This window comes from Piscibacillus salipiscarius (assembly GCF_042685285.1).
GTDB lineage: Bacteria > Bacillota > Bacilli > Bacillales > Alkalibacillaceae > Piscibacillus > Piscibacillus salipiscarius.
In genome coordinates, this window is the sequence record NZ_JBHUMZ010000016.1 from 96,180 (window position 1) to 123,125 (window position 26,946).

The window sequence follows — 26,946 nt, forward strand, 5'->3', positions numbered from 1 at the left end:
TATAGTGAAAGAGAACGAAACCATTGCGGTGATTAAAGAAAAATTATCGAGTCACTCATTCTCACAAGAATGGCTTGAAAAAGTAAAACAAGATGAACGAAAAGGTGTTAAAAAACTGTTGGATCGCTTCTACAAAGAAAAAGAGAAAGAAGCTAATCTAAACGAACACTTTATCAAGATGTCGGAAAACGAAAATCGTCTATATCAAGAAGGTTATCAATTAATCGCTGGAGTTGATGAAGTTGGCAGAGGCCCTTTAGCTGGTCCTGTTTTAACAGCCGCGGTCATTCTACCTAATGACTTCTATTTACCAGGAATTAATGATTCAAAAGCTCTTTCCGAACAAAAGCGTGAAGAATATTATCATATCATTAAAGAACAGGCTTTAGCAGTGAGTGTGGGCCAGGCTAATGCTAAAGAGATCGACTATTATAATATATATCAAGCGACAAAAATAGCTATGCAGCGTGCAGTAGAAGGACTTCATATGGAGCCCGATTACTTGCTTTTAGATGCCATGAGACTCGAAGTTATAAAAGTTCCACAAGAATCGATCGTAAAGGGAGATTCTAAGAGCATTTCGATCGCAGCAGCAAGCATTATTGCCAAAGTTGAGCGAGATCAAATTATGAAAAAATTGGGCGAAGATTATCCTATGTATCAATTTGATCGCAATGCAGGGTATGGAACTACGGCTCACTTGAATGCACTTGAAGAGTATGGTGTCACGCCTTATCACCGGCGTTCATTCCAACCTGTTCGTCAATATACATAAGTAGGTGTTGATCATGAAATCAGTTAGTCAAACGATTTCTTCCATCAAACAAAATCAACGTATATCAAACATACTGACATTGAGAGAAGGGCAGCTCATTACTGGGAAAATTACTAAGTTTTTTCCTGGTAACAAGGCTGCTGTTTCTTTATCTGGTCATCAGGTAATCGCACAAATGGACGCCTCTTTAGAAGCAAATAAGCATTATCTCATGCAAGTTAAAGGGACCAAGCCGGCCATTCAATTAAAAGTGGTTAACCAACAAGAGGTGCATTCATATAAAGATGCAGCAAAACAACTCGTACAGGCCAACCACCAAAAGGCACCCAGAAGTGTACAATTGCAGTTGGCTCAACTTTTAAAACAGCAACTGCCAATCAAACCAAATCAAATATCAGATTTAATACATCTTATGAAGCAAAATCAAGTACCGAATCAGAATAATGTACTGTCATCTATGATTAAACAAAATTTACCATTAAATCAAGAGGTGTTTCAGGGGGTTCACCAGAGAATTAATCAGCCAATTTCAATATCACAAACCTTTAATACCATACAAAATCAGTTGACTAATCTACCAATTACTGAAGAGACGTTTCAATTAAGTCAAAGGTTGTCTATCTTGCAATCTAAACCCATTAGTTCTCAGCAATTTCAAGAATCAATCGCCTATCAAGCTTTAAAAGAAATAAGAAATGGTTCCCAAACATTATTTCAATTATTTAAACAGGCTGGCGTTATATCGAATCAACTAACATTTGATCAATGGTCAAGCCAGTGGAAAAACTGGAGTCAACAAGGTCGAGCAACGCTAAACTTTCAAAATCCAACTAATCAAACACCTATGCCATTTAATTTAAGTAATATTGATATTGCTCAATTAAGTAAACAATTGACAAATATAAGCCAAAGCGAGCTGTCAATTCAAGAAAATAAAGCATTGGTATTCTGGAGAGCTCTATCTGCTATGGTTTTAGGGGACAAACATGAACAAATAGGACAACAAATAAAAGCCTTTTTCCAATTGACGCAAAGTGAACGAATGCCTCATCAAGACTACCCTAGTATTCAATCATTACTGAAAACTGTTCAGTCTCAGGTCGGTCAATCTACTTTTACCGACTCGACACAACAATTCAATCAAGTTATGAATGCGATGCACTTATCCAATCAAGACTTAACAAGGGAGTTTATGTCATTTACAGCTCAGTTGCCTAAAGAAACTTTAGGTTTAAATCAAGATTTATTTATGGATTTCGAAGGGCAAAAACAAGAAAACGGAAAGCTATCACCTAGCCATTGCCGGGTTATCTTTTACTTAGATTTACCAAAACTAAATCAAACGGTTATGGATTTAAGAGTTCAACAAGATCATTTAGATTTAATGATTTTTCATGAACAACCTAAACTGTTAAATAACATCACTCAACCTTTAGTACCTGAAGTTGTTAAGAGGTTAGAGAATCAGGGATTTAAAACTGTTAATGTTTCATTTAAAGATCTTTTTGAGCAAGAGATAAAGTCACATAAATCAATAGATCTACCGATTGAATCAGGAGTTGATTACAGGGTATGAATAAAAGACAAAAAGCATTGGCTTTAAAGTATGATGATCACGAAGACGTAGCCCCAAAAGTTGTAGCTAAAGGCCATGGTCTTGTAGCAGAAGAAATCCTTGAAAGAGCTTCTGAACATGAGGTACCAGTTTATGAGGATGAAACATTAATTAATCTATTAGATGAGTTAAATATAAATGAAACTATCCCGGAGGATTTATACGAGATTGTAGCTGAAGTTTTCGCGTTTATCTATCAAACGGATAAAAAATATGATTAAATTCGACTTTATATGTCTAGTTTCTTTTGTATATGCCGAATTTTATGTATAATAAAAGCGGTGTGGTTTTAACATAACCAAATTCTATATTTTTGTAGTTACAGATTGATGGGAGGATGGATCATGAACATTCATGAGTACCAAGCGAAAGAAATTTTCCGCAAGTACAATGTAGCTGTTCCTAACAGTAAAGTTGCTTTCTCTGTTGATGAAGCAGTTAAAGCAGCAGAAGAATTAGGTTCAGACGTTACTGTTGTAAAGGCGCAAATCCACGCAGGTGGCCGTGGTAAAGCTGGCGGTGTCAAAATTGCTAAAAACTTAGATGACGTTCGCAACTATGCGGATGAGATTTTAGGAAAAACTTTAGTTACACACCAAACAGGTCCAGAAGGTAAAGAAGTTAAACGTTTACTTATTGAAGAAGGTTGCGACATTCAAAAAGAATACTACATTGGTGTCGTACTAGATCGTGCGACTTCACGTGTCGTTATGATGGGTTCTGAAGAAGGTGGAACCGAAATTGAAGAAGTAGCAGCTGAAACTCCAGAAAAGATCTTCAAAGAAGTTGTTGATCCTGTCACGGGTTTAACACCTTTCCAAGCTAGAAGATTAGCATTTAATATGAATATTCCTGATGAATTATTAGGTAAAGCAGTTAAATTCATGATGAGCCTTTACCAAGTATTCGTTGAAAAAGACTGCTCAATTGCAGAAATTAACCCACTAGTAACAACTGGTGATGGGGAAGTATTAGCACTTGATGCTAAATTAAACTTCGACGATAACGCTTTATTCCGTCAAAAAGATGTACAAGAGTATCGTGATTTAGATGAAGAAGATGAGAAGGAAATCGAAGCATCTAAATATGACCTTAGCTATGTTGCATTAGACGGTAACATTGGTTGTATGGTTAACGGTGCAGGTCTTGCAATGGCTACTATGGACATCATTAAGCATTCTGGCGGTGAGCCAGCTAACTTCTTAGATGTTGGTGGTGGTGCGACAGCTGAGAAAGTTACAGAAGCATTTAAGATTATCTTATCTGATGATAATGTTGAAGGAATTCTAGTCAACATCTTTGGTGGTATTATGAAGTGTGATGTTATTGCTGAAGGTGTTGTGGAAGCTACAAAACAAATCGGCCTAGAGATTCCATTAGTGGTACGTTTAGAAGGTACGAACGTTGAATTAGGTAAGAAAATTTTAGATGAATCTGGACTAAATATTACATCTGCAGAATCTATGCAAGATGCAGCTGAGAAGATTGTATCATTAGTAAAATAAGAAAGGACGGGCGAAAATGAGCGTTTATATTAATAAAGATACTAAAGTATTAGTTCAAGGTATCACTGGCGGAACAGCTAAATTCCATACGAAACAAATGCTTGATTATGGAACAAATATCGTTGCTGGTGTTACTCCTAAAAAAGGCGGTACAGAAGTAGAAGGTGTACCTGTTTATAACACAGTTCAAGATGCAGTAGATGCTACTGGCGCTAATGCATCAGTTATTTATGTACCTGCTCCATTTGCAGCAGATGCGATTATGGAAGCAGTAGATGCGGAAATGGATTTAGTCATCTGTATTACTGAACATATTCCAGTTTTAGATATGGTTAAAGTTAAGCGTTATATGGAAGGTAAGAAAACTCGCTTAGTTGGACCTAACTGCCCAGGTGTTATTACTCCAGATGAATGTAAAATTGGAATTATGCCTGGTTACATTCATAAAAAAGGTCACATTGGAGTTGTTTCTCGTTCTGGTACCCTTACTTATGAAGCTGTTCATCAGTTATCTGAAGAAGGCTTTGGTCAATCAACAGCAGTTGGTATAGGTGGGGACCCTGTAAACGGTACAAACTTCATCGATGTATTAAAAGCATTTAACGAAGACCCTGAAACTCACGCAGTTATGATGATTGGTGAGATCGGTGGTACAGCTGAGGAAGAAGCTGCTGAGTGGATTAAAGCGAACATGACAAAACCAGTAGTTGGCTTCATCGGTGGTGCTACAGCTCCTCCAGGAAAACGTATGGGCCACGCTGGTGCGATTATTTCTGGTGGTAAAGGTACTGCTGAAGAAAAGCAGCGCATCATGAGAGAGTGCGGCATTAAGGTTGCAGAAACACCAGCAGTTATGGGTCAAACAATGATTGAAGTACTAAAAGAAAACGACCTAATCGATAAAACAAAAACTCATTAATTAATTGACAATTCCCCGAATTTATTTTATAGATTCGGGGGATTTTTAAATACAATATTATAAATGAGGTGAATAATGATTGAAATACTCTTCGTCATTTAAGTTATTTTTATTAACCCGTTTTAAAGGTTTGAGTAGAAGGAAAATTCTTACCTACATGACACGAGATCGCAATTTTGAGCAATTATTTGATTATTCTTCACAAGACCTCGTGCATCTCTTTAAACTTTCCCCTAAACAAGCTTCATTACTTTTTAAATACTTAAATTATCCAGATCTTGTAATAAGAGAATTTGAAACGTATAAACGATTATCTCCTATTACTATACTAAGTTCGGAATACCCTAATTCATTAAGGAAAATCCCAGATCCCCCTTTAGTTCTTTACTGGCAAGGAAATAAACAATTATTAAACTCACTTAAAATTTCAGTCATTGGAACACGGCAGCCTTCTCCTAGTGCACAACAAAAGATAAATGTACTTCTAGATCCGCTTATTCAATTAAACACAACTATTGTCAGTGGTCTTGCTTATGGTATTGATATCATGGCACATCGATATGCGTTAGAGTATCATGGTTCAACAATTGCCATTTTAGGGTTTGGTTTTAATCATATTTATCCCGTTCAACATAAGAAATTTTTTCAACAAATTTCGAAGGAAGGTTTAGTCATCTCAGAATACCCACCAGAAACTAGACCACAGAAATGGCATTTCCCTGAAAGGAATCGAATTATAAGCGGATTATCTTCAGCAACATTGATCATTGAAGCGGCTGAGAGAAGTGGAACCATGATTACTGCTGATCAAGCTTTAGAGCAAGGTAAAGAAGTTTTTGTCGTACCTGATTCCATCTTTTTAAATCAAGCACAAGGTTGTTTGAAATTAATTCAGGAAGGGGCGACTCCTCTTGTAAAACCTGAAGAAATTGTACACTGGGTTCATGAAAACGCTTCGATTTTACTTGACGAAAATGCTTAAAAAAAGTATATTTGTCGAAAATTGATGTTTGACAAATGATATAGATTTATTTAATAATGAAACAGATTTATTTATCATATGAATGAATCATTAATTATTGCAAAATACCTCGTAGGAGGATTCGGTACATGACAGATTATTTAGTAATTGTAGAATCTCCAGCAAAAGCCAAAACAATTGAGAGATATTTAGGGAAAAAATATAGTGTGAAAGCTTCAATGGGACATGTTATAGATTTACCTAAAAGTCAAACAGGAGTAGATGTTAATAATAATTTTGAACCACGTTACATAACGATACGTGGTAAAGGTCCTGTTTTAAATGATTTAAAGAAAGCAGCTAAAAAGGCAAAAAAAGTATATCTCGCAGCCGACCCTGACCGTGAAGGTGAAGCCATTGCATGGCATTTGGCACATGCGCTAAATGTGGATGAAGGTCAGTGCAGAGTCGTGTTTAATGAGATCACCAAAGATGCCGTCAAAGCATCTTTTAAACATCCAAGAAGTATTGATATGGACTTAGTGAATGCACAGCAGGCTAGACGAGTGTTAGACCGTTTGGTTGGTTATAACATTAGCCCATTATTATGGAAGAAAGTTAAAAAAGGGCTAAGCGCTGGTCGGGTTCAATCCGTTGCAGTTAAAATGATTATAGACCGCGAAAATGAAATCAAAAACTTTGAACCAGAAGAATACTGGTCCATTACGGGTCGTTTTCAAAAAGGTAAGAAAAATTTCGAGGCCAAATTCTATGGAGAAAAAGGCGAAAAACAAGACCTTAAATCTAAAGATGATGTTGACCAAATTTTAAACAAATTGGATGGCCAAAAATTTGAAGTTAAAAAAGTTAATAAACGGGAGCGTAAACGTAATCCGGCATTACCTTTTACAACTTCTTCATTACAACAAGAAGCTTACCGTAAATTAAATTTTAGAGCCAAGAAGACGATGATGGTTGCGCAGCAACTATATGAAGGGATTAACTTAGGTGGCCGTGAAGGAACAACGGGTTTAATCACTTACATGAGAACAGATTCAACTCGTATTTCAGACACAGCTAAAGGTGATGCAAGAACTTGGATTAGTGATCAGTATGGAAAAGAGTTTTTAGGCGCTAATCGAAAAGCTAAGAACTCAGAGGGTGCTCAGGATGCTCACGAAGCAATTAGACCAACCTCACCTAAACGCGCACCATCTCAAATTAAAGATAAGTTATCACGTGACCAATATAGGCTATACAAATTAATTTGGGAACGTTTTATGGCGAGTCAGATGGCTCCAGCGATTTTAGACACAGTAACAGCCCACTTGTGGAATAATGATATCGAATTCCGTGCATCTGGTTCTCAAGTTAAGTTTAAAGGTTTTATGAAGCTTTACGTTGAGGGAACAGATGATCAGAAGAAAGATGATCAGAAGAATCTACCGCCATTAAAAGAAGGCGATGTTGTTGAAGCAGATGAAATTAATCCAGAACAGCATTTTACTCAGCCGCCACCAAGATATACAGAAGCAAGGTTAGTTAAAACACTTGAAGAAAAAGGAATTGGCAGGCCTTCAACTTATGCACCGACACTAGATACCATTCAGCGAAGAGGGTATGTTGCATTAGATAATAAACGTTTTATCCCAACTGAATTAGGGGAAATTGTTATTGAATTAATAAAAGAATATTTCCCTGAAATCATTGATGTAGAGTTCACAGTTAAGATGGAAAAAGATTTAGACCGTATTGAGGAAGGTTCTAAAGAATGGCGAGAAATTATCTCGGTTTTCTACGAAGACTTTGAGAAAAGACTTGAAAAAGCAGAGGAAGAAATTGAAAAAGTGGAAGTTAGGGATGAACCAGCGGGAGTATCGTGTGAGAAGTGTGGACACGAAATGGTCTATAAAATGGGACGTTACGGAAAGTTCCTAGCTTGTTCTAATTTCCCTGATTGCCGAAACACCAAACCAATTTTAAAAGAAATCGGTGTGAAATGTCCTAAATGTAAAGAAGGAAACGTTGTCGAGCGTAAAAGTAAAAAGCGAAGAACATTCTATGGTTGTGACAGATTTCCAGAGTGTGACTTCGTGTCATGGGATAAACCAATTGAAAGACCATGTCCAAAGTGTCAATCATTACTAGTTGAGAAGAAAAAGAAAAAAGGCACTCAAATCGTTTGTACGGAATGCGATTATAAAGAAACTGAACAACAATAAATTAGATTAAATGTATTAAAGCGCAAAGTACTCAATTATTGAGTAACTTGCGCTTTTGTCTTTTCATTCCAAGAAATTTTCAATAAATTGAATATTATGTATCCGAATTGTGAAAGATGTTTGTAGTTAAGATATTTAAATTGACTCACAATTCTCATTCATATAGAATTACCCATTGGTAGGCAGTAAAAATAGTATAATTAAAATATTAGTAGAAAATTGTTGAAATACTTTGAAAAGTTTGATAAAATTTAATCGTTTTGGAAAGGGGAATGACGTTAAATTGGATGACAGTTTAATTAATGCCTTTGAAGATTTTTTAAAAGTCGAGAAAAACGCTTCTCCATTAACGATTAAAAGTTATACTGATGATATCAATCAGTTTTATACTTTTTTATCCAAAGAAGCCATCCAACATCTGGAAGATGTAACACACACTATTATTAGGATTTATTTAACAGATTTATACAATAGGCAATTGTCAAGACGTTCCGTATCGCGTAAATTATCTAGTTTAAGATCGTATTATCATTATTTAGAGCAAGAAGGTGTTGTCTCGCATAATCCCTTTAAACAAGTGACAATGCCAAAGGCACAAAAACATTTGCCAGAATTTTTTTATGAAGAAGAACTTGTGAAATTGTTTGAAGTTGAAGACTTAAGAACACCATTAGGCCAGCGCAACCAGGCCTTGCTAGAATTGTTTTATGCAACAGGAGTGCGCGTTGGTGAAATAGTGAAAATTCATAAAAATGACATAGATTTTCATATTAGCACGATATTAATACATGGAAAAGGGAATAAAGAAAGATATGTCCCTTTTGGTTCATTTGCTGAACATGCGTTGAAGACTTATTTAAGAGAAGGGCGAGAACAACTATTAAGTAACAGCAACGAAGATTATAATTCGGTATTCTTAAATAATCGTGGTCAACCATTATCTGGAAGAGGCGTTCGATATATTTTGAATAAAATGATTGAACGAGCTTCATTAACATCAACCATTCATCCTCATAAATTGAGACATACGTTTGCAACACACTTGCTTAATGAAGGTGCTGACTTAAGAACTGTTCAAGAAATGTTAGGTCATGAAAGTTTATCTTCAACACAAGTTTATACTCATGTAACAAAGGATTATTTGCAGAATGTCTACAAGAATGCTCATCCGAGATCTTAAAAATAGGAGAGAGGTATATTGGAACAACAATTTCATGCTACAACAATTTTTGCGTGTTTACATAATGGAAAAGCCGCTATGAGTGGCGATGGGCAAGTGACATTTGGAAATCAAGTTGTTATGAAGCATAAAGCACGTAAAGTTAGAAAACTTTTTAATGGAAAGGTTTTGGCTGGTTTCGCAGGCTCAGTTGCTGATGCCTTTACCTTATTTGAAAAATTTGAATCTTACCTGGAACAATATAGTGGTAATTTGACACGAGCTGCAGTAGAGCTAGCTAAAGAGTGGCGTAGTGATAAAGTGTTAAGAAAGCTAGAAGCCATGCTCATTGTTATGAACCAAGATACATTACTATTAGTATCTGGTACAGGTGAGGTCATCGAACCAGATGATCAAATTCTAGCGATCGGTTCAGGTGGTCACTATGCATTAAGTGCTGGGCGAGCATTGAAGCGATATAGCCAAGATCAATCTGCTGAGGGAATTGCTAAAGCAGCACTAGAAATAGCGAGTGAGATTTGCGTCTTTACAAACGATCAGATAATAGTTGAAACACTAGATGGTAAAGGAGAGTAAAGGATGAGCACAAAAGCAACACCACGCCAGTTAGTTGAAAAGCTTGACCAGTATATCATTGGTCAGCAAGATGCAAAAAAGGCTTTAGCTGTTGCGTTAAGAAATAGATATCGTCGAATGCAAATGACACCAGATATTCGTGAGGAGATTGTTCCAAAGAATATTCTCATGATCGGGCCAACAGGTGTCGGTAAAACCGAATTAGCAAGACGTTTAGCTAAACTCGTCGGTGCCCCTTTTATAAAAGTAGAAGCAACCAAGTTTACTGAAGTTGGGTATGTAGGGCGAGATGTTGAGTCCATGGTACGTGATTTAGTCGATACTAGCGTGCGAATGGTTAAAGAAGAAAAGATGCTAGAAATTCAAGATGAAGCCCGCAAAATGGCGAATAAACGTTTAATCGAATTATTAGTACCATCTAAGAAAAAAAACCAACAAATGAAAAATCCTTTTGAAATGTTATTTAACAATACCAATGAAGAGCCAACACAGCAAACAGATCAAGAAGAAACAGATGTGAAACAGCAAAGACAGCAAATAGAACGTCAACTAGAGCTTGGGGAGCTGGAAGATCGAATGGTTACCATTGAAGTGGAGGAACAGCAATCTTCCATGTTTGATATGCTTCAAGGCTCGGGTATTGAACAAATGGGAATGAATATGCAGGACGCGTTTAATCAGTTCATGCCCAAGAAGAAAAAGAAACGCCGTTTACCAGTAAGTGAAGCTCGTGAAGTTTTAACACAGATCGAAGCTGAAAAGATGATTGACATGGATGATATTCATCAAGTCGCCATAGAACAAGCTGAACAATCAGGAATCATCTTTATTGATGAAATTGATAAAGTCTGTGGCAAAGATGAAGGACATGCCAATGTATCACGTGAAGGTGTGCAGCGAGATATTTTACCGATTGTTGAAGGTTCAACGGTTATGACTAAGCATGGAGCGGTTAAGACAGACCATATGTTATTTATTTCAGCAGGTGCTTTTCATATGGCTAAACCTTCAGATTTGATTCCAGAACTGCAGGGAAGGTTTCCAATCAGAGTTGAATTAAACAAGCTAATGATTGAAGACTTTATAAATATTTTAACCGAACCTTCTAACGCCATTATTAAACAGTATACGGCACTTTTAGAAACTGAAGGAATAAAGCTTCAATTTAAAGAAGAGGCTATTAAACGGATTGCAGAAGTTGCATTTGAAGTGAACCAAGAAACAGACAATATTGGCGCAAGAAGGCTGCATACGATTATGGAAAAATTACTAGAAGATTTATCGTTTGAAGCACCAGATATCAATATGGAAACAATTGAAATCACGTCACAGTACGTGGATGACAAACTATCTAAAATTGTAAAAAATAGAGACTTGTCTCAGTTTATTTTATAAAAATTATATTAGGAGGAAAGAATTATGAATTTATTAGAGAAAACTAGAGTTATCAATGCTATGCTACAAAAAACGAAAGGAAATGCAGTTAATTTTAACGACATGTCAGCAACAATGCGTGATGTGATCTCAGCAAATGTATTTGTACTTAGTCGTAAAGGGAAGTTATTAGGTTTTGCGATCAATCAAGAAATTGAAAATGAGCGCATGAAACAAATGTTAGAAGACCGTCGTTTTCCAGATGAATACACACAGCAATTGTTTAACATAAACGAAACGACAGCTAACTTAGATATTAACAGCAGCTATACAGCATTCCCTGTTGAGAACAAAGAATTATTTGCAAATGGCTTAACAACACTTGTTCCAATTATCGGCGGTGGTGAACGCTTAGGTACTTTAATTTTAAGTCGTTTAGAAGACTCATTTGAAGAGGACGATTTACTCTTGGCTGAATATGCGGCAACAGTGGTAGGAATGGAAATTCTCCACCAAAAGTCTGAAGAGATTGAAGAGGAAGCACGCAGTAAAGCCGTGGTCCAAATGGCTATTAACTCGTTATCTTACAGTGAACTCGAAGCAATTGAGCATATCTTTGAAGAGCTTGATGGTCAAGAAGGGTTATTAGTAGCAAGTAAAATTGCAGACCGCGTTGGAATTACACGTTCTGTGATTGTAAATGCACTACGTAAACTAGAAAGTGCTGGTGTGATTGAATCTCGTTCCTTAGGTATGAAGGGTACGTATATTAAAGTATTAAATGATAAATTTCTATTTGAATTAGAAAAACACAGTATTAAATAAAATTGCTCAAATACGACATTAAAAGGGCTGGGTCAAAAGACCTGGTCCTTTTTTATGTCTTGTGCCGCAAGGGTTTAAGCAATCGACAAATTTCATAAAAATTCCTGTTAAACTGTATCATTCAGTCTCGATTTATGTAATAATGTATACATAAAAATGTAATCAATTTGTAAATTCATGTAGAATTTCGACGAGAATTTGGGAGAGTGAGGTGTTTGGATGAAGTTGTTTAGTGATACTATACATAATTTGGAACAAGGTTTAAATTATTCATCAACTAAAAATAAAGTAATTGCTCAAAACCTTTCTAATGTCGATACGCCAAATTATAAAGCTAAAGATGTATCGTTTAAAAAGCAACTTGAACATGCTCAAAATAGTTTTCAAGCCAAACGGACGAATGAAAATCATATTCCATTTGGTCACTCAGATCAAGTTATACAAATTAGAGAGAAAAATGGAGTGACTTATAATCACAATGGTAATAGTGTGGACATTGATAAGGAAATGACAGAGTTGGCGGAAAATCAGATCTATTATCAAGCACTTGTTGAACGAATTAATGGTAAATTTAATTCAATTAAAAGTGTTTTAAATGGAGGTAATTAACAATGAGCATATTTAATGGCATGAACATTAGCGGAAGTGCATTGACAGCTAACCGCTTTAAGATGGATGTTGTCTCCTCCAATTTAGCGAATGCTGACACAACACGTGCAAGAATCAACGAAGATGGAGAGTGGGAACCTTATCGTCGTAAAGTGGCTATACAGGAAGCTAAAGGTGAACGATTTAGTTCGATGCTCAAAAATGCTATGGATGTCCGTGAAGGAGAGGCAGGCGGGGTTAAAATTAGTAGAGTAACTGAGGACCCTGAGCCATTTAAACAAGTTTTTAACCCAAGTCATCCAGATGCAGATGAAAATGGATATGTATCGATGCCAAACGTTGATCCGCTAAAAGAGATGATAGATTTAATGAGCACAACAAGAGCTTATGAAGCAAATGTAACAGCGTTAAATGCATCTAAAGGTATGTTAATGAAAGCTTTAGAAATAGGAAGATAGGAGCTGAATCTTCTTGAAACCAATCAATCAAAACTTTTTACAGACAGATCTTAAAGCTGTTCAAAATGATATTAGTAAACAAGTAACACCTAGTGAAACGCAATCACGCTTTGCTACGGCATTGAAAGATGCCATTAATGAAGTGAATAATCTTCAAACAGTCTCAGACCAAAAAACCAATGCGTTAGTTTCAGGAGACATAAACGATTTACATGAAGTGATGATTGCATCACAAAAAGCAAGTGTTGCAATGCAAACGGCAACACAGATTCAAAGTAAAGCTATTGATGCTTACAAAGAAATTATGCGAATGCAAATTTAGTTTTAGGTAAGGAAAGAATCGGAGGACTACGATGAATGAAACAATACAAAAATATAAAAGTAAAATCGTAGAATTTTGGAGTGGTAGGTCCAAATCTCATAAGATCGGGATTATCGGCGGAATTATTGGAGCTCTACTTCTAATTATTGTGTCGATAACACTTTTAACCTCAAACAATATGGTGCCTTTATATAGTGATCTTTCATTGCAAGAGGCCGGGCAATTAACAGAAGAACTCGATAGCCGTGGTGTGAAGTATGACCTTTCAAATGGCGGTACTACGATTTTAGTCCCTGAATCACAAGCAGATCAATTATTAGTTAACTTAGCTGCACAAGGGATTCCCAACAGTGGACAAATAGACTATTCATTTTTTAGTGAAAATGTTTCTTGGGGGATGACTAGCGAGGAAAGACAAATTATTGAATTAGATGCTCTGCAAACGGAATTATCTGAATTAATTACAACAATTGATGGTATTGAAGGAGCCAAAGTCTTAATTAATAGGCCAAAGGATTCCGTTTTTATAGGTGATGAGCAGGGTAAGTCATCTGCCTCAATAGTTTTAAATACAAGCTATAATCACCAGTTTGAACAGGGTGAAATTCAAAGTCTATATCATTTAGTTTCTAAAGCAGTAGAAAACTTGCCACCTGAAAATATTGTTATTATGAACCAGTACTCGGAGTATTACGATCTTAACCAAAGTAATTCGGTTGGTGGTGGAAGTACATATGCAGAACAACAAAACATAAAAGAAGATATTGAAAGAGATCTTCAGCGTCGTGTACAGAGAATGCTAGGCACTATGATTGGTCAAGATCAGGTAGTTGTGTCGGTAACTACAGATATTGATTTTACAGTTGAAAACCGAGTAGAAGAGTTAGTTGAGCCAGTAGATGTAGAATCTATGGAAGGTTTACCTGTTAGCGTTGAGCGAGTGACTGAAACGTACGCAGGTATAGATGGAGGTCAGATACCAGAAGGTGAAACCGATATTCCTGAATACTTGGGTGAAGAAGATCCAGACCAATTATCTGAGTATGAAAATGTTCGTGAAACGATCAATAATGAATTTAATCGTGTTCGTCGAGAAATCGTCGAAAGCCCTTATGACGTAAGAGATATAGGGATTCAGGTAGCAGTAGATAATACTGTTGAAGAAAACGGTGAGACTGTCACATTATCTGAAGCAGAAATGCTCTCAGTCGAGGAAGATATACAATCTATTCTTTCATCAATGATTGAAACATCAATCTCATCAGAAGTCACAGCTAATAACGAAACGTTTAATCCTGCAGATAAAGTACATATCGCATTTCAACCATTTTCGAATGAAGAACAAGAACCCAACCAAGTGCCAACAATTCCGACTGGGGTTTATGTAGCTTTAGCTGTAATAGTGATCGTTATTATTCTATTAATCTTTTTAATGGCAAAAAGAAGAAAAACGAAGAATGAGTGGGTTCACTCTGAAGATGTGATGGATCAAGAAATTGAAAAAGAAATTTCTATTCCAGAAGTGGAAACTGAATCAGATATGCGACGTAAGCAGTTAGAGAAGCTGGCCAAAGATAAGCCAGAAGAGTTTGCTAAATTAATTCAAACTTGGATATCTGAGGATTAGGAGGCAAGGAAATGGCTACTAAAAGAAGAGAATTAACAGGTAAACAAAAAGCAGCGGTCCTTTTAATCTCTCTTGGTCCAGATGTTTCAGCACAAGTGTATAAACATTTATCTGAAGAAGAAATTGAACAGTTAACTCTTGAAATTTCTTCGGTTAAGAAAGTAGATGGTTCGCAAAAAGAAGCAGTATTAGAACAGTTTCACCAAATGGCTTTGGCTCAAGATTATATTTCCCAAGGTGGGATTAATTACGCCAAAACAGTATTGGAAAAAGCCTTAGGTGAAGACCAAGCTAATCAAATTATTGGCAGGTTAACGTCATCGCTACAAGTAAGACCGTTTGATTTTGCGAGACAATCTGATCCAAGTCAAATCTATAATTTTATACAAAATGAACATCCACAAACCATTGCATTAGTACTATCTTATTTGGATTCAGATCAAGCATCACAAGTGCTCTCCTTATTACCAGAGGAACAGCAATCAGATATCGCTAGAAGAATTGCAGTTATGGATTCTGCTTCACCTGAAGTCATAAGCGAAGTAGAAACTATTTTAGAGAAGAAGTTATCTACAACAGTCACTCAAGATTACACGGAAACTGGTGGTGTAGAGTCGATTGTACAAATATTAAATGGTGTTGATCGTTCAACAGAAAGAACGATCCTAGATGATCTAGAGATGAAGGATCCAGAGTTAGCTGAAGAAATCAAAAAGAGAATGTTTGTATTTGAAGATATTGTTACTCTTGATAATCGAGCTATTCAAAGAATTATACGTGATGTTGAAAACGAAGATCTTATACTTGCACTTAAAGTGGCTAGTGAAGAAGTGCAGGATGTTCTTTATCAAAACATGTCTAATCGTATGGCAGAGACCGTTAAAGACGAAATAGAATACATGGGTCCTGTAAGGTTAAAAGATGTTGAGGAATCACAGACGAGAATTGTATCCACCATTAGAAGATTAGAAGAAATGGGCGAAATTGTAATTGCTCGAGGTGGAGGTGACGATATTATTGTCTAACGTATTCAAATGGAATGAACCAACACATGTTAAGAAAGTTATTCAGTTGAAATCGGTCAATCAAACTTATAACAAACAAGAAGTTAATGAACCTGATTTGGATGAAATGAACAGACAAGCTCAAGAACAGATTGGATCAGCCAAAAAAGAAGCTCAGAAAATAATTGATGAAGCTAAGAATGAAGCTGATTCTATACATAAGAAGATCACTGAACAAAGCAATCAACTATTTGAGGAGTCAAAGCGAAACGGTTTTAATGAAGGTTATCAAAAAGGCCTAGAAGAAGCAAAAACGGAGTATGAAGAGCATATCCAAAATGCTCAAAAAATGGTTGAACTCACAAAGGATGAATATCATTCTTTGATAAAGAGTTCAGATCGTGACATTTTACGCATTGCTTTATCTTGTACGGAGAAAATCATCCATAAACACCTTGAAGAAGACACAAGTCAGTTTTTTGAAATAGTTAGGTCAACTATAAAAGAAACAATTGAACATTCAGAAGTAACGATTAAGGTTAGTCCAAATGATTATGGTTTAGTTCTAGAACATAAAGAACAATTAAAGCAAATGTTTCCAAGAGAAGTCTTACTTACAATTTTCCCTGATTCCTCTTTACAAGAACAATCTTGTATAGTAGAGACGCCAATTGGAATTATTGATGCAAGTGTTGATACACAGTTACAACAAATGACTGAGAAAATTTCAAATCTTTATAAAGGGGTTGAATAACTTGCTTAACACTAACGAAGTTATTCAATCCATTGAAAATCAAGATTTTAAAAAACGCTATGGTAAAGTGTACCGGAATGTAGGTTTATTAATCGAATCTAAAGGGCCAGAAGTTAACATCGGAGACGTTTGTTTCATTCATCAGAAGAAGAGCAAAAAGACATTAAAAGCTGAGGTCGTAGGATTTCAAGATGAGCATGTACTTCTTATGCCTTATGAAAAAACGAACCAAATAGGTCCGGGTAGCTTAGTCGAATCAACTTATAAACCATTAACGGTAAATATGAGTGAAAAACTTATCGGTCAGGTACTAAATGGATTAGGTGAACCAATCATAGATGAAGATCAATCTATCGATTATCCGCTGGATGAGTATTCAACCGACCGAGAACCACCTAATCCAATGAAGCGTCCACCTATTTCGGAAACATTAACAACAGGAATTAAAGCAATTGATAGTTGCTTGACGGTTGGCAGGGGGCAACGTGTTGGGATTTTTGCAGGAAGCGGTGTCGGGAAAAGTACTCTACTTGGTATGTTAGCTCGTAATAGTGATGCAGACATTAATGTTTTTGCTCTTCTAGGTGAGCGTGGTCGTGAGGTAAGGGAGTTTATTGAACATGAACTAGGTGAAGAAGGCTTGAAGAAATCAATTGTGGTTGTAGCAACTTCTGATCAGCCGGCATTACAACGCATTAAAGGTGCTTATACTGCAACTGCAGTTAGTGAGTATTTCCGAGAACAAGGATATCACGTTAATTTGATGATGGATTCACTAACGAGAGTTGCCATGGCTCAGCGGGAAGTTGGACTTGCTAGCGGCGAGCCACCGACAACCAAAGGTTATACGCCAAGTGTTTTTGCTATGTTACCTCAATTAGTTGAACGAACAGGTACTGATCAAATAGGAAGTATAACAGCGTTTTATACCGTATTAGTTGATGGTGATGATATGGATGAGCCAATTGCTGATGCAGTTCGTGGATTATTAGACGGACATTTTGTTTTAGATCGAACCTTAGCTGAAAAAGGACAATTCCCAGCAATTAACGTTCTAAAATCTGTTAGCCGTTTAATGCAGAAGATTGTAGCTCCTGAACATCTTGAAGCCAGTCAAAAGCTTAGAAATTGGTTGGCCATTTATGAAGAGAATAAAGAATTAATTCAGATTGGAGCCTATCAAAAGGGGGCATCTAGCCATATTGATGAAGCTGTTTATTATCAGCCTATGATTATGGAGTATCTTTATCAATCTATGAACCAATCATCAACTTTTAATGATTCCATTCAACAATTACTAGATTTAGTGGGTGTTAAAGGTGAATAATCAATTAAAATCGATCGAAAAGATTATGGAGTTAAAAGAAAGGCATTTTAACGAATCACAAGTTCAATACCAGTTAGCTATGGATTATTTTGAAGATGTTGGTCAACGTTTGTTCAGCATTCTAAAAGCTAAGGAGCAAATAGAAACTAAGCTTAATAGCAGTATGAAAACACGTGTGAAAGCTTTTGAACTTGTTAACACTCATGAACAATTAGAACGATTAAAACAACAAGAAAATGAACTACAAGCTAAAGTTCATCAAGCTAGGGTGAATCTAAATGATAAGGAAGAAAAGCGTACAAAAGCTCACTTTGAATTTAAAAAGCTAGAGAAAGTAAAAGAAAGACGAGTCATGGATATTAAACAGCGTCTTAAGAGTGAAGAAAATCAACAGCTTGATGAAATCTCCGTTCAGCAGTACGTTAGGTTAAATGGGTGATGATATGTCAGTAAAGCAGGAAACAAAACAATCGAATAAATTTCAATGGATTTTTATGGTTATTATGGTGCCGATTATCTTTGCTATCATTATTGGGTTTATCATTTCTAGTGTAGCTGGGGTTGATGTAATGGATAAAGCTAAAGAGCTTGGAAATCAACTTCCATTTATTTCTGCCGATACAGAGAAACAAGAAGAGCGTGAATTAGAACACTATGAATCTACTTTAAAAGATAGAGATCAAAAAATAGCTGACTTAGAGAGTCAAATAAAAACGCGTGATCAAGAAATTCAGCAACTAGAAAAGCGAATTGAAGAGTTTAAACAAGAGATGAAAAATCTAGAAACAAAACAGGTTGATCAAGGTGAAGAAATCAAGAAGTTAACGAATTCATTCGTTGAGATGGAAGCAAGTAACGCAGCTGACATTATTGTTCAGATGAACGAAGGGAATGCTGTTCGTATTTTATCTCAGTTACCTGATGAAGCAAGAGGTACAATTATGAGTGAAATGAACCCAGAAAATGCGGCATCATTTACTAATTTGTTGATGAATCAGTAAATAATTTACTTCCCTTTGAAAGGGGGTGGAAAAATGGAAATGATGATGAACATGGTCACTCAAGTTAATCGTGCACCTCAAGTATTGACATCAGAAATCACAGGCAAACTTCAAGGGCAAGGGTTTAAAGATTTAATGTCTCAACATTTAACTAGTGAGAGTTCTAATAAGCTATTAACTGAAGCTATGGAATCTTTTAACAAAGCATTGAGGGGCTTATATCAAAAGTTAATGTCGGGTGACCTTTCTACAATTGAAGGCAACTCTAATGAACTTATAGACTCACTAAAACAGCTAAATCAATTATTAGGGGAAGGTTTTGAAGAACAACTTTTAACTTTGATTCAAGATCAAACCATGATGAATAAGAATCAAGCCTTAGAGTTAATCGGAATGGTTATATTTAAACAGCAGAATCAAGCTTCTTTAAATGGCCAGTTAAGTTTGTTACATCAACCTGCTAACGATAAAGAAACAAATCTATTGGCTAAAATAATTCAGTTAAGTGAAGCTGTGACCCAAGGTCAGACAATGCAGCAAAATTCTAAAATTAATTTACCTAAAGATTGGATGACAAAATGGGCTAACTTTGTCAATCAGGTTTCTGGAAAAGAAAGTAAGCAACAGACGCAACATCAAGTTTCGAGTCAGTTGGTTAAAGCAGTAAAAAATCTACTAGAACAGTCAAATAGTTTTCAAGAATACAAATTACAGTTACCGCGCCAATCAATTCAACAAGTAGATAGTGGAAAAGTTACATTAGCCGACCAACCAGCTGTGTCTAAACAAGAACAACTAGTGATTCATTTATCGAGGCAATCACAATCAACAACTAGTCAGCCGCAACAACAATTGATTGAACAACTTCAGAAAATGATTCAACAAACACGTTTTAGTCAGTTAGGTGGTCAAAAACAATTATCCATCCAGCTAAAGCCAGCTAATTTAGGGGATATGTCACTCAAATTTACTCAAATTGATGGACAAATGGCTGTGAAAATTACTGTATCTACACAGGTTGCAAAAGAGATGATAGAAGGAAATATGCAGCAATTGAGGCATCTGTTTTCACCTAACCAAGTCGTTGTTGAGCGACAAGCGGAGTCATTATCATCAGACGAGCAACAGTTGTTTGGTCAAGAAGAACAGTCATCTAAACAGCAAGGTTCTGATCATGATGAACAAGAACATAGTCATGCCAATGATGAACAATCTGGAAAGTCATTTAAAGATTTATTATTCGAAGAGGAGGTGTAAGGATGAAAGTCGATTCGTCACTTTATTTAAATAGTCAAAATCAAACAAGAGAAGGTAATGCTAATTTAGATAAAGATGCCTTCTTAAAAATTTTAATGACCCAGTTAACAAATCAAGACCCATTAGATCCAATGAAAGATCAAGACTTTGTCGCGCAAATGGCTTCATTTTCACAGCTAGAACAGATGACAAACATGTCAAGCGGTTTTGAAAGCTTTGTTAATCAACAAATCAGTCAAAATTTCTTGCAGTTCTCAAACTTAATTGATAAAGAAGTTAGTTATCAGACAAGAGAAGGGGAAGAAATAAAGGAATTAACGGCAACTGTTGAATCCGTGAAAAGGGAAGGAAATGAAATCCTATTATCCTTAAATAATGGGCAGACAATCAGTGCGGCACAAGTTTATCAAATTGAATCATCTATGAATGAGGAAGAGGTGGTTTAAATGTCATATAAAATAAACCCAATACATCATCAGACATTACCATTACAACCACCGACAAGTAAAAGACCTGATAAATCTGGACAGGTATCGTTTAAAGATGCTCTACATCATGCTACTAAAGAAAAAGTTACGGTTAGTAAACATGCTCAAAAGAGATTAGATGAACGAAATATACAGATTACTGAACAAAAATGGGACATGATCAGTGAAAAGATGAAAGAAGCTGAAAAGAAAGGCGTGACAGATTCAGCTGTCATACTTAAAGATGCAATTTTAATTGCTAGTAATAAAAACCACACGATTATAACAGCAATGGACCGACAACAAGCAGATGTTGTAACAAATATTAACGGCACCATTGTTATACCAGATTAGGCTGGACCGTAAGGAAGCCTAAGTGTTACGGACCGACTGAAGTGACACTAAACATTTTAAAAATTATGGGAGGAGAGGTTTTATGTTACGTTCAATGTACACAGGAATCTCAGGTATGAAAAGTTTTCAAACAAAATTAGATGTTGTTTCAAATAATATAGCGAATGTTAATACGTTCGGTTTTAAAAAAGGGCGTTTAACGTTTTCAGATTTAATGAGTCAAACCATGCAAGGAGCAACAGCTCCAGTGAATGCGGATGGAGGTCCTGTAAGAGGTGGACAAAATCCAATGCAAGTGGGGTTAGGTTCATCAACTGGAACAATTGATAACATTCACACGCAGGGGAACCGTCAAATGACAAACAGACCTCTAGATTTATCAATTGAAGGTGATGGGATGTTTGTTGTTGCTGAAAAATTGGCTAACGGAGACGCGGACACTATTCAATTAGATCAAGACAATATTAGTTTTACAAGAGCTGGGAATTTCTACTTAGATAATGATGGATATATTGTTAACGCTAGTGGTCAATATTTAGTAGGTTCAACTGGTGATGCTGGAAATGAAGTAGCAAGTCGTATTCAAATTCCAGAAACGGCTCAAAGCTTTAGTATTGGTGGTAATGGAAATGTTGACTTTATTGATGAGAATGGTAATCGTGTGACAGCAGGCGAAATCCGGTTAGCTAAATTCTCTAACCCTGAAGGTTTACAAAAGGCCGGAGGAAATCTTTATAAACTTACTGGTAACGCAGGAGTTGTTACTGACGGTGCAGATTTTAATGATGTAGCTGACTTGTACACACCACAAACTAATGGTGTTGGCGGAATCTTTGCAGGGTCATTAGAAATGTCTAACGTTGATTTATCCGAAGAATTTACAGAAATGATTACCGCTCAGCGTGGTTTCCAAGCAAATACACGAGTCATCACAACATCTGATGAAATTTTACAAGAGTTAGTTAACCTAAAACGATAGTAAGGAGGAAGGGGGCTAATTTAGTCCCCTAACCTAAATATGATTGAAGTTACAAGATTAAATGGCCAATCATTTATTTTAAATGCATTGTTTATAGAAAAAATTGAGTCATTACCAGATACAACAATTACGTTATCAAATGGTAAGAAACATTTTGTAAAAGAACCAGTTTCTGATTTAATACAATCAATCACGAATTACTATCAACAAATAGGACTTATAAAATTGACTCAGAAAGAAGTGATTGAGGATGAGTAAGCCTGTCAAAATTATGTTAACTAGTCTAGTATCTTTAACACTAATTGGTGTGATTACAATAGTGGTTTTACTTTATATTGACAATACGACTAGTGAAGCAAGTGAACCAACAATCGATGATCAACTTGAAAACTCATTAGTCACCGAAGAAATCACAACAGATTTAATGGATGGATCCTTTGTTAAAATTAAGTTTCGTATTATAACGGATCAAGAAGAAGCATTAAATTATTTAAAAAAAGGCGAAGGATTCCAGTTAAATAATGCCATTATTAAAACTCTTACTGTACGAGAGTCTGTTGATTTTCGCACTGGTTTAGACCAAATTGAAGAATCAATTAAATTAAAGTTGAATGAGTTACTAGATGATGGATTAGTGACCGATGTATATGTTATTGAGAAAGTACTGCAGTAGAGTTATGTTAACTCACTCCAAGTAATGGAGGTGAATTCATGTCAGAAGAAGTTTTATCCCAAAATGAAATTGATTCCTTACTTTCCGCTATTTCGAGTGGGGAGATGGATGCAAACGAATTAAAAGAAGATCAACAAGAACAGAAAAAAGTTAAAGTCTATGATTTTAAACGGGCTTTACGGTTTTCTAAAGATCAAGTGAGAGGTCTGTCAAGAATTCATGAGAATTTTGCTAGACTTCTAACGACGTACTTATCTGCACAGTTAAGAACTTATGTGGATGTTGAATTAGCTTCTGTTGAGCAAATTCCATATGAAGAATTTATTCGCTCTGTACCTCAAAAGACAATTTTGAACATTTTTTCAGTCTCCCCTTTAGAAGGGCGAATTGTTTTTGAAATGAACCCTAATATTGCCTACGCTGTTCTAGACCGAATGCTCGGTGGTAAAGGGTCTGGAGTGAATAAAGTTGAGAACTTAACTGAAATTGAGACCTTGATTATGAAAAGGACATTCGAACAATCGATGGGGCAACTCGAAGAAGCATGGGCTTCTATGATAGATATAGAAGTTGAATTAGAAGAGTTAGAAGTGAACCCACAATTCGTTCAATTAGTTTCTCCAAATGAAACAGTTGTCGTGATTACATTAAACACGACGGTTGGTGATTCAACCGGGATGATTAATATTTGTTTACCACACATTGTTCTTGAGCCGATCATTTCTAAATTATCCATGCATTATTGGATGGAGGAAAATGTTAAGGAAATAGATACTGAACAATATAACCTATTAAGTCAAAACATTAAAAAAGTAGAAGTGGATGCAAAAGTTTTGTTAGGTCAATCTACTATTTCGATAGAGGAGTTCCTTAATCTTAGTCAAGATGATGTCATCGTCCTTGACAATAAGATTCAGGATCCACTCACCTTAACAGCAAATGATGAACCGAAATTTTATGTGCAGCCTGGTAAGAAGAATAAACAATTAGCTGTACAAGTTATTGAAGAATATAGGGGGGAAGATAATGAGTCATGATGATATGTTATCCCAAGAAGAAATAGATGCTCTATTAAATGGGCAGAACTCAAGTGAACAAAATGATAGTCAAGCCAATTCGAACAACCGTCCCCCATTAGAAGATGCCCTATCAACTATGGAAGTGGATGCTATAGGTGAACTGGGTAATATTTCTTTTGGTAGTTCTGCTACAACTTTATCTACAATATTAAATCAAAAGGTTGAAATTACAACACCTACGGTTAACTTGGTAAGTAATCAGGAATTGGTAGATGAGTTTCCAACACCACATGTAGCAGTGATTGTAGATTATACAACAGGTGTTGAAGGCCTTAATTTGCTTATTATTAGAAATCATGATGCAGCCGTGATTGCTGATTTAATGTTAGGTGGGGATGGGACAAATCCGAATGAGGAATTAGGTGAACTTCAGTTAAGTGCTGTACAAGAGTCTATGAATCAAATGATGGGTACAGCTGCTACGAGTTTATCATCAGTATTTAATAAGAAAATTGATATTTCACCTCCCAAAACAGTGGTAATGGATGTGAAGACGGGGGAGGGCATGGATTACGTCCCTAATGAAGATTATTTTGTGAAGGTTTCCTTTGAACTTAAAGTTGGAAATTTAATTCATTCTAGTATTATGCAGATGATGCCTTTAGATTTTGCTAAAAATTACGTTGAACAACTTATAAATTCAAATGAAGAACAAGAAGCTGCTAACCAACAACAAGAGTCCTTAGAATCTAAGGAACCACAAGAACTAAACGAACCTAAACGTGAACCCCAATCATTAGGGCATAGTCATATCAAACAGCAAGGTGCGCAGATTGAATCTGCTGAATTTTCATCTTTTGAAGAAACAAATGAAAATGTTAGTTCAGCTCAGCATCGTAACCTTGATTTATTAATGGATATTCCTCTAAACGTTTCTGTTGAATTGGGTAGAACTAGGAAATCTATTAAGGACATATTAGAGTTAAATACAGGCTCTATTATTGAACTAGATAAATTAGCGGGAGAGCCCGTTGATATTTTAATTAATAATCAATTAATTGCAAAAGGTGAAGTTGTAGTCATCGATGAAAACTTTGGTGTAAGAGTTACAGACATATTAAATAAATCAGACCGACTAAAAAAATTAAGATAAATAGGGGGATTTAAAAATGGGAGAGAAGATTTTAGTAGTTGATGATGCAGCATTTATGAGAATGATGATTAAAGATATTCTTGAGAAAAATGATTTTGAAGTAGTTGGTGAAGCTGAAGACGGTGTACAAGCAGTTGAGAAGTACCATGAATTAAAACCTGATCTTGTGACATTGGATATTACAATGCCAGAAAAAGATGGAATTGCAGCGTTAAAGGAAATAGTAGCTGATGATCCAAATGCGAAAATAATTATGTGTTCAGCGATGGGACAACAAGCAATGGTCATTGATGCAATTCAGGCTGGAGCTAAGGATTTTATTGTAAAGCCTTTCCAAGCTGAACGAGTGTTAGAAGCTATTAAAAAAGTATTAAATTAGAAAGAATAAGGTAGATTTTAATGAAAAAATTGATCACACTTCTTCTATGTATAGGCATTATGCTACATGGACAATCCAGTATCACGATTGAAGCTTCAACAAATGATGATGGAAGCGTATCTGACCTGGTTAATAATCAAGAACAAGAGTCTAATCAAAGTGAGAATGTTGAATCACCGGAGAATTCTCAACCCGAATTTCAATCAGATCGGTCATTGTTTCTAGACTTTTTGAAAATGATTATGGCTTTAATTGTTGTTTTGGGTTTAATTTACTTCCTACTAAAATTTTTACAGAAAAGAAGTAGAATTTATCAACAAAGCAGGTCTCTAGAGAATTTAGGCGGATTGTCATTAGGGGCTAACAAATCAGTCCAGATTGTCAGAGTCGGTAATAAATATTTTCTGATTGGTGTGGGTGAAGATGTTCAATTATTAAATGAGATAGATGATGAGGAGACCATTCAAGGGCTTTTGAATCATCAAGACAATGAGACTAAATCGTTTCAAGATGTTTTAAAATCTCTTCAGAAAAAAACGACAAACCCATATCAACGAGAAAATCAAAAGAATCAATTCAATAAACAATTTGAATCAATGAGACAAACAAGGGAGCGACTTATGAAGCGTTACCAAGATCGAAAAGAGGGGTCAAAAGATGAATGAATTTGTAAATATCTTTGCAGAAAATGACCCTAACAATATTTCGACAGCTATTCAGTTACTTATTCTAATCACCATATTAACGCTTGCTCCGAGTCTATTAATATTATTAACAAGCTTTACTAGAATTATTATTGTACTTGGGTTTGTTAGAACATCTCTAGCGACTCAACAAATGCCGCCCAATCAAGTATTAATTGCACTAGCATTGTTTTTAACGTTTTTTATTATGGCTCCTACTTTTACGGAGGTTTACGATGAAGCTTTAGAACCTTTGTTTAATGAAGAAATTACATTAGATGAAGCATATGATCGAGCTAGTATGCCGTTTAAAGAATTTATGGCAGACCATACCAGGGAAAAAGACTTAATGTTATTTCTCAACTACTCTGGGGCAGAACGCCCTTCATCTCTTGAAGAAATTCCAATGACATCATTGATACCGGCTTTTGCGATAAGTGAACTTAAGACGGCCTTTCAAATGGGCTTTATGATATTTGTTCCTTTTCTTGTGATTGATATGGCAGTTGCAAGTGTCCTTATGTCTATGGGCATGATGATGTTACCGCCGGTTATGATTTCATTGCCATTTAAAATATTATTGTTTGTAATGGTTGATGGGTGGTTCTTAATCACACAATCCATATTAGAAAGTTATATGTAGAGAGTTGGAACAATTATGAGTGCAGACAATGTGATCTCGTTAGCTGAAAGCGGCGTATATACGATATTAGTTGTAGTCGGGCCATTATTAATTTTAGCATTAGCAGTCGGTTTATTAGTTAGTATTTTTCAAGCAACTACTCAAATTCAAGAGCAAACATTAGCCTTTATCCCTAAAATCGTGGCAGTGTTTGTTGGGATCGTTTTTTTTGGTCCTTGGATGTTACAAAAGATGATTGAATTTACAATTGAAATTTTTAATAACTTAACTAGAGTGGTTGGTTGA

32 protein-coding genes are annotated in these 26,946 nt (G+C 35.8%); all 32 read left to right on the forward strand.

Annotated features, from left to right (window positions below; all coding sequences use genetic code 11):
* The first annotated feature begins 4 nt into the window (after window positions 1-4).
* Window positions 5-775 carry a ribonuclease HII gene (locus ACFSW4_RS05225; protein ID WP_377327901.1) on the forward strand — a complete coding sequence of 257 codons (771 nt, stop codon included), beginning with the start codon at window positions 5-7 and terminating at the stop codon, window positions 773-775.
* A 13-nt stretch (window positions 776-788) separates the two neighbouring features.
* On the forward strand, window positions 789-2,351 hold the full coding sequence (locus ACFSW4_RS05230; RefSeq protein WP_377327903.1) for a hypothetical protein: 1,563 nt from the start codon (window positions 789-791) through the stop codon (window positions 2,349-2,351).
* Window positions 2,348-2,611: an EscU/YscU/HrcU family type III secretion system export apparatus switch protein gene (locus ACFSW4_RS05235; protein ID WP_054751523.1), complete on the forward strand. Its 264-nt coding sequence runs from the start codon at window positions 2,348-2,350 to the stop codon at window positions 2,609-2,611. The genes ACFSW4_RS05230 and ACFSW4_RS05235 overlap by 4 nt, the downstream gene beginning before the upstream one ends.
* A gap of 123 nt (window positions 2,612-2,734) precedes the next feature.
* Window positions 2,735-3,895, forward strand: a complete 1,161-nt coding sequence (gene sucC, locus ACFSW4_RS05240; protein WP_054751521.1) for an ADP-forming succinate--CoA ligase subunit beta — start codon at window positions 2,735-2,737, stop codon at window positions 3,893-3,895.
* A 16-nt stretch (window positions 3,896-3,911) separates the two neighbouring features.
* The gene (gene sucD / locus ACFSW4_RS05245) at window positions 3,912-4,814 is read left to right on the forward strand and encodes a succinate--CoA ligase subunit alpha (RefSeq protein WP_377327905.1); all 903 of its coding nucleotides are present in this window, start codon (window positions 3,912-3,914) and stop codon (window positions 4,812-4,814) included.
* Between the two features lie 157 nt (window positions 4,815-4,971).
* Window positions 4,972-5,796, forward strand: a complete 825-nt coding sequence (gene dprA / locus ACFSW4_RS05250) for a DNA-processing protein DprA (protein WP_054751518.1) — start codon at window positions 4,972-4,974, stop codon at window positions 5,794-5,796.
* Window positions 5,797-5,924: 128 nt separating this feature from the next.
* Window positions 5,925-7,997, forward strand: a complete 2,073-nt coding sequence (topA, locus tag ACFSW4_RS05255; RefSeq protein WP_377327907.1) for a type I DNA topoisomerase — start codon at window positions 5,925-5,927, stop codon at window positions 7,995-7,997.
* A 283-nt stretch (window positions 7,998-8,280) separates the two neighbouring features.
* Entirely contained in the window at window positions 8,281-9,177 is an 897-nt protein-coding gene (gene xerC, locus ACFSW4_RS05260) for a tyrosine recombinase XerC (RefSeq protein WP_377327909.1), read from the forward strand.
* 18 nt (window positions 9,178-9,195) lie between these two features.
* Window positions 9,196-9,753, forward strand: a complete 558-nt coding sequence (hslV, locus tag ACFSW4_RS05265; protein WP_377327911.1) for an ATP-dependent protease subunit HslV — start codon at window positions 9,196-9,198, stop codon at window positions 9,751-9,753.
* Window positions 9,754-9,756: 3 nt separating this feature from the next.
* Window positions 9,757-11,148 (forward strand): ATP-dependent protease ATPase subunit HslU, encoded by a 1,392-nt coding sequence (hslU, locus tag ACFSW4_RS05270; protein WP_377327913.1) that lies wholly within the window; start codon window positions 9,757-9,759, stop codon window positions 11,146-11,148.
* A 24-nt stretch (window positions 11,149-11,172) separates the two neighbouring features.
* The gene (codY, locus tag ACFSW4_RS05275; RefSeq protein WP_377327915.1) at window positions 11,173-11,952 is read left to right on the forward strand and encodes a GTP-sensing pleiotropic transcriptional regulator CodY; all 780 of its coding nucleotides are present in this window, start codon (window positions 11,173-11,175) and stop codon (window positions 11,950-11,952) included.
* Window positions 11,953-12,171: 219 nt separating this feature from the next.
* Window positions 12,172-12,561 carry a flagellar basal body rod protein FlgB gene (gene flgB, locus ACFSW4_RS05280; protein WP_054751514.1) on the forward strand — a complete coding sequence of 130 codons (390 nt, stop codon included), beginning with the start codon at window positions 12,172-12,174 and terminating at the stop codon, window positions 12,559-12,561.
* 2 nt (window positions 12,562-12,563) lie between these two features.
* A complete protein-coding gene (flgC, locus tag ACFSW4_RS05285) occupies window positions 12,564-13,019 on the forward strand; it encodes a flagellar basal body rod protein FlgC (protein WP_054751512.1) in 456 nt (151 codons plus the stop codon).
* Window positions 13,020-13,032: 13 nt separating this feature from the next.
* Window positions 13,033-13,341: a flagellar hook-basal body complex protein FliE gene (gene fliE, locus ACFSW4_RS05290; protein WP_377327917.1), complete on the forward strand. Its 309-nt coding sequence runs from the start codon at window positions 13,033-13,035 to the stop codon at window positions 13,339-13,341.
* A 31-nt stretch (window positions 13,342-13,372) separates the two neighbouring features.
* A complete protein-coding gene (gene fliF, locus ACFSW4_RS05295; protein WP_377327919.1) occupies window positions 13,373-14,968 on the forward strand; it encodes a flagellar basal-body MS-ring/collar protein FliF in 1,596 nt (531 codons plus the stop codon).
* An 11-nt stretch (window positions 14,969-14,979) separates the two neighbouring features.
* Window positions 14,980-15,993, forward strand: a complete 1,014-nt coding sequence (fliG, locus tag ACFSW4_RS05300; RefSeq protein ID WP_054751509.1) for a flagellar motor switch protein FliG — start codon at window positions 14,980-14,982, stop codon at window positions 15,991-15,993.
* Entirely contained in the window at window positions 15,986-16,726 is a 741-nt protein-coding gene (fliH, locus tag ACFSW4_RS05305; protein ID WP_054751507.1) for a flagellar assembly protein FliH, read from the forward strand. The genes fliG and fliH overlap by 8 nt, the downstream gene beginning before the upstream one ends.
* 1 nt (window position 16,727) lies before the next feature.
* A complete protein-coding gene (gene fliI / locus ACFSW4_RS05310; RefSeq protein ID WP_377327921.1) occupies window positions 16,728-18,053 on the forward strand; it encodes a flagellar protein export ATPase FliI in 1,326 nt (441 codons plus the stop codon).
* Window positions 18,046-18,492 (forward strand): flagellar FliJ family protein, encoded by a 447-nt coding sequence (locus ACFSW4_RS05315; protein ID WP_054751503.1) that lies wholly within the window; start codon window positions 18,046-18,048, stop codon window positions 18,490-18,492. The genes fliI and ACFSW4_RS05315 overlap by 8 nt, the downstream gene beginning before the upstream one ends.
* A gap of 4 nt (window positions 18,493-18,496) precedes the next feature.
* Entirely contained in the window at window positions 18,497-19,054 is a 558-nt protein-coding gene (locus ACFSW4_RS05320; RefSeq protein WP_377327923.1) for a MotE family protein, read from the forward strand.
* Between the two features lie 33 nt (window positions 19,055-19,087).
* On the forward strand, window positions 19,088-20,311 hold the full coding sequence (locus ACFSW4_RS05325; protein WP_377327925.1) for a flagellar hook-length control protein FliK: 1,224 nt from the start codon (window positions 19,088-19,090) through the stop codon (window positions 20,309-20,311).
* 2 nt (window positions 20,312-20,313) lie between these two features.
* Complete coding sequence (gene flgD / locus ACFSW4_RS05330; RefSeq protein WP_054751493.1) at window positions 20,314-20,757, forward strand: flagellar hook assembly protein FlgD; 444 nt, start codon at window positions 20,314-20,316, stop codon at window positions 20,755-20,757.
* Complete coding sequence (locus ACFSW4_RS05335; RefSeq protein ID WP_054751491.1) at window positions 20,758-21,132, forward strand: TIGR02530 family flagellar biosynthesis protein; 375 nt, start codon at window positions 20,758-20,760, stop codon at window positions 21,130-21,132.
* A gap of 82 nt (window positions 21,133-21,214) precedes the next feature.
* The gene (flgG, locus tag ACFSW4_RS05340; RefSeq protein WP_054751490.1) at window positions 21,215-22,111 is read left to right on the forward strand and encodes a flagellar basal body rod protein FlgG; all 897 of its coding nucleotides are present in this window, start codon (window positions 21,215-21,217) and stop codon (window positions 22,109-22,111) included.
* A gap of 39 nt (window positions 22,112-22,150) precedes the next feature.
* Window positions 22,151-22,369: a flagellar FlbD family protein gene (locus ACFSW4_RS05345; protein WP_377327927.1), complete on the forward strand. Its 219-nt coding sequence runs from the start codon at window positions 22,151-22,153 to the stop codon at window positions 22,367-22,369.
* Complete coding sequence (locus ACFSW4_RS05350; protein ID WP_054751488.1) at window positions 22,362-22,784, forward strand: flagellar basal body-associated FliL family protein; 423 nt, start codon at window positions 22,362-22,364, stop codon at window positions 22,782-22,784. The genes ACFSW4_RS05345 and ACFSW4_RS05350 overlap by 8 nt, the downstream gene beginning before the upstream one ends.
* Window positions 22,785-22,822: 38 nt before the next feature.
* A complete protein-coding gene (gene fliM / locus ACFSW4_RS05355) occupies window positions 22,823-23,821 on the forward strand; it encodes a flagellar motor switch protein FliM (protein WP_377327929.1) in 999 nt (332 codons plus the stop codon).
* A complete protein-coding gene (gene fliY, locus ACFSW4_RS05360) occupies window positions 23,811-24,956 on the forward strand; it encodes a flagellar motor switch phosphatase FliY (RefSeq protein ID WP_377327931.1) in 1,146 nt (381 codons plus the stop codon). Before fliM ends, fliY begins: the two co-directional genes overlap by 11 nt.
* A gap of 16 nt (window positions 24,957-24,972) precedes the next feature.
* Entirely contained in the window at window positions 24,973-25,335 is a 363-nt protein-coding gene (locus ACFSW4_RS05365) for a response regulator (protein WP_377327933.1), read from the forward strand.
* A 20-nt stretch (window positions 25,336-25,355) separates the two neighbouring features.
* Window positions 25,356-26,000 carry a flagellar biosynthetic protein FliO gene (locus ACFSW4_RS05370; protein ID WP_377327935.1) on the forward strand — a complete coding sequence of 215 codons (645 nt, stop codon included), beginning with the start codon at window positions 25,356-25,358 and terminating at the stop codon, window positions 25,998-26,000.
* The gene (gene fliP, locus ACFSW4_RS05375; RefSeq protein WP_377327937.1) at window positions 25,993-26,661 is read left to right on the forward strand and encodes a flagellar type III secretion system pore protein FliP; all 669 of its coding nucleotides are present in this window, start codon (window positions 25,993-25,995) and stop codon (window positions 26,659-26,661) included. The genes ACFSW4_RS05370 and fliP overlap by 8 nt, the downstream gene beginning before the upstream one ends.
* Window positions 26,662-26,676: 15 nt before the next feature.
* Entirely contained in the window at window positions 26,677-26,946 is a 270-nt protein-coding gene (gene fliQ, locus ACFSW4_RS05380; protein ID WP_377327939.1) for a flagellar biosynthesis protein FliQ, read from the forward strand.

Bases quoted from the DNA above. Each gene is read 5' to 3' on its own strand.
- ACFSW4_RS05320 (WP_377327923.1), top strand. From the start codon at position 18,497: ATGTCAGTAAAGCAGGAAACAAAACAATCGAATAAATTTCAATGGATT.
- ACFSW4_RS05235 (WP_054751523.1), top strand. From the start codon at position 2,348: ATGAATAAAAGACAAAAAGCATTGGCTTTAAAGTATGATGATCACGAA.
- ACFSW4_RS05350 (WP_054751488.1), top strand. From the start codon at position 22,362: ATGAGTAAGCCTGTCAAAATTATGTTAACTAGTCTAGTATCTTTAACA.
- ACFSW4_RS05345 (WP_377327927.1), top strand. From the start codon at position 22,151: ATGATTGAAGTTACAAGATTAAATGGCCAATCATTTATTTTAAATGCA.
- fliF (WP_377327919.1), top strand. From the start codon at position 13,373: ATGAATGAAACAATACAAAAATATAAAAGTAAAATCGTAGAATTTTGG.
- codY (WP_377327915.1), top strand. From the start codon at position 11,173: ATGAATTTATTAGAGAAAACTAGAGTTATCAATGCTATGCTACAAAAA.
- topA (WP_377327907.1), top strand. From the start codon at position 5,925: ATGACAGATTATTTAGTAATTGTAGAATCTCCAGCAAAAGCCAAAACA.
- flgG (WP_054751490.1), top strand. From the start codon at position 21,215: ATGTTACGTTCAATGTACACAGGAATCTCAGGTATGAAAAGTTTTCAA.
- ACFSW4_RS05335 (WP_054751491.1), top strand. From the start codon at position 20,758: ATGTCATATAAAATAAACCCAATACATCATCAGACATTACCATTACAA.
- ACFSW4_RS05365 (WP_377327933.1), top strand. From the start codon at position 24,973: ATGGGAGAGAAGATTTTAGTAGTTGATGATGCAGCATTTATGAGAATG.
- flgD (WP_054751493.1), top strand. From the start codon at position 20,314: ATGAAAGTCGATTCGTCACTTTATTTAAATAGTCAAAATCAAACAAGA.
- sucC (WP_054751521.1), top strand. From the start codon at position 2,735: ATGAACATTCATGAGTACCAAGCGAAAGAAATTTTCCGCAAGTACAAT.
- fliG (WP_054751509.1), top strand. From the start codon at position 14,980: ATGGCTACTAAAAGAAGAGAATTAACAGGTAAACAAAAAGCAGCGGTC.
- ACFSW4_RS05325 (WP_377327925.1), top strand. From the start codon at position 19,088: ATGGAAATGATGATGAACATGGTCACTCAAGTTAATCGTGCACCTCAA.
- fliP (WP_377327937.1), top strand. From the start codon at position 25,993: ATGAATGAATTTGTAAATATCTTTGCAGAAAATGACCCTAACAATATT.
- fliY (WP_377327931.1), top strand. From the start codon at position 23,811: ATGAGTCATGATGATATGTTATCCCAAGAAGAAATAGATGCTCTATTA.
- fliQ (WP_377327939.1), top strand. From the start codon at position 26,677: ATGAGTGCAGACAATGTGATCTCGTTAGCTGAAAGCGGCGTATATACG.
- fliM (WP_377327929.1), top strand. From the start codon at position 22,823: ATGTCAGAAGAAGTTTTATCCCAAAATGAAATTGATTCCTTACTTTCC.
- ACFSW4_RS05370 (WP_377327935.1), top strand. From the start codon at position 25,356: ATGAAAAAATTGATCACACTTCTTCTATGTATAGGCATTATGCTACAT.
- hslU (WP_377327913.1), top strand. From the start codon at position 9,757: ATGAGCACAAAAGCAACACCACGCCAGTTAGTTGAAAAGCTTGACCAG.
- dprA (WP_054751518.1), top strand. From the start codon at position 4,972: ATGACACGAGATCGCAATTTTGAGCAATTATTTGATTATTCTTCACAA.
- flgC (WP_054751512.1), top strand. From the start codon at position 12,564: ATGAGCATATTTAATGGCATGAACATTAGCGGAAGTGCATTGACAGCT.
- flgB (WP_054751514.1), top strand. From the start codon at position 12,172: ATGAAGTTGTTTAGTGATACTATACATAATTTGGAACAAGGTTTAAAT.
- sucD (WP_377327905.1), top strand. From the start codon at position 3,912: ATGAGCGTTTATATTAATAAAGATACTAAAGTATTAGTTCAAGGTATC.
- ACFSW4_RS05230 (WP_377327903.1), top strand. From the start codon at position 789: ATGAAATCAGTTAGTCAAACGATTTCTTCCATCAAACAAAATCAACGT.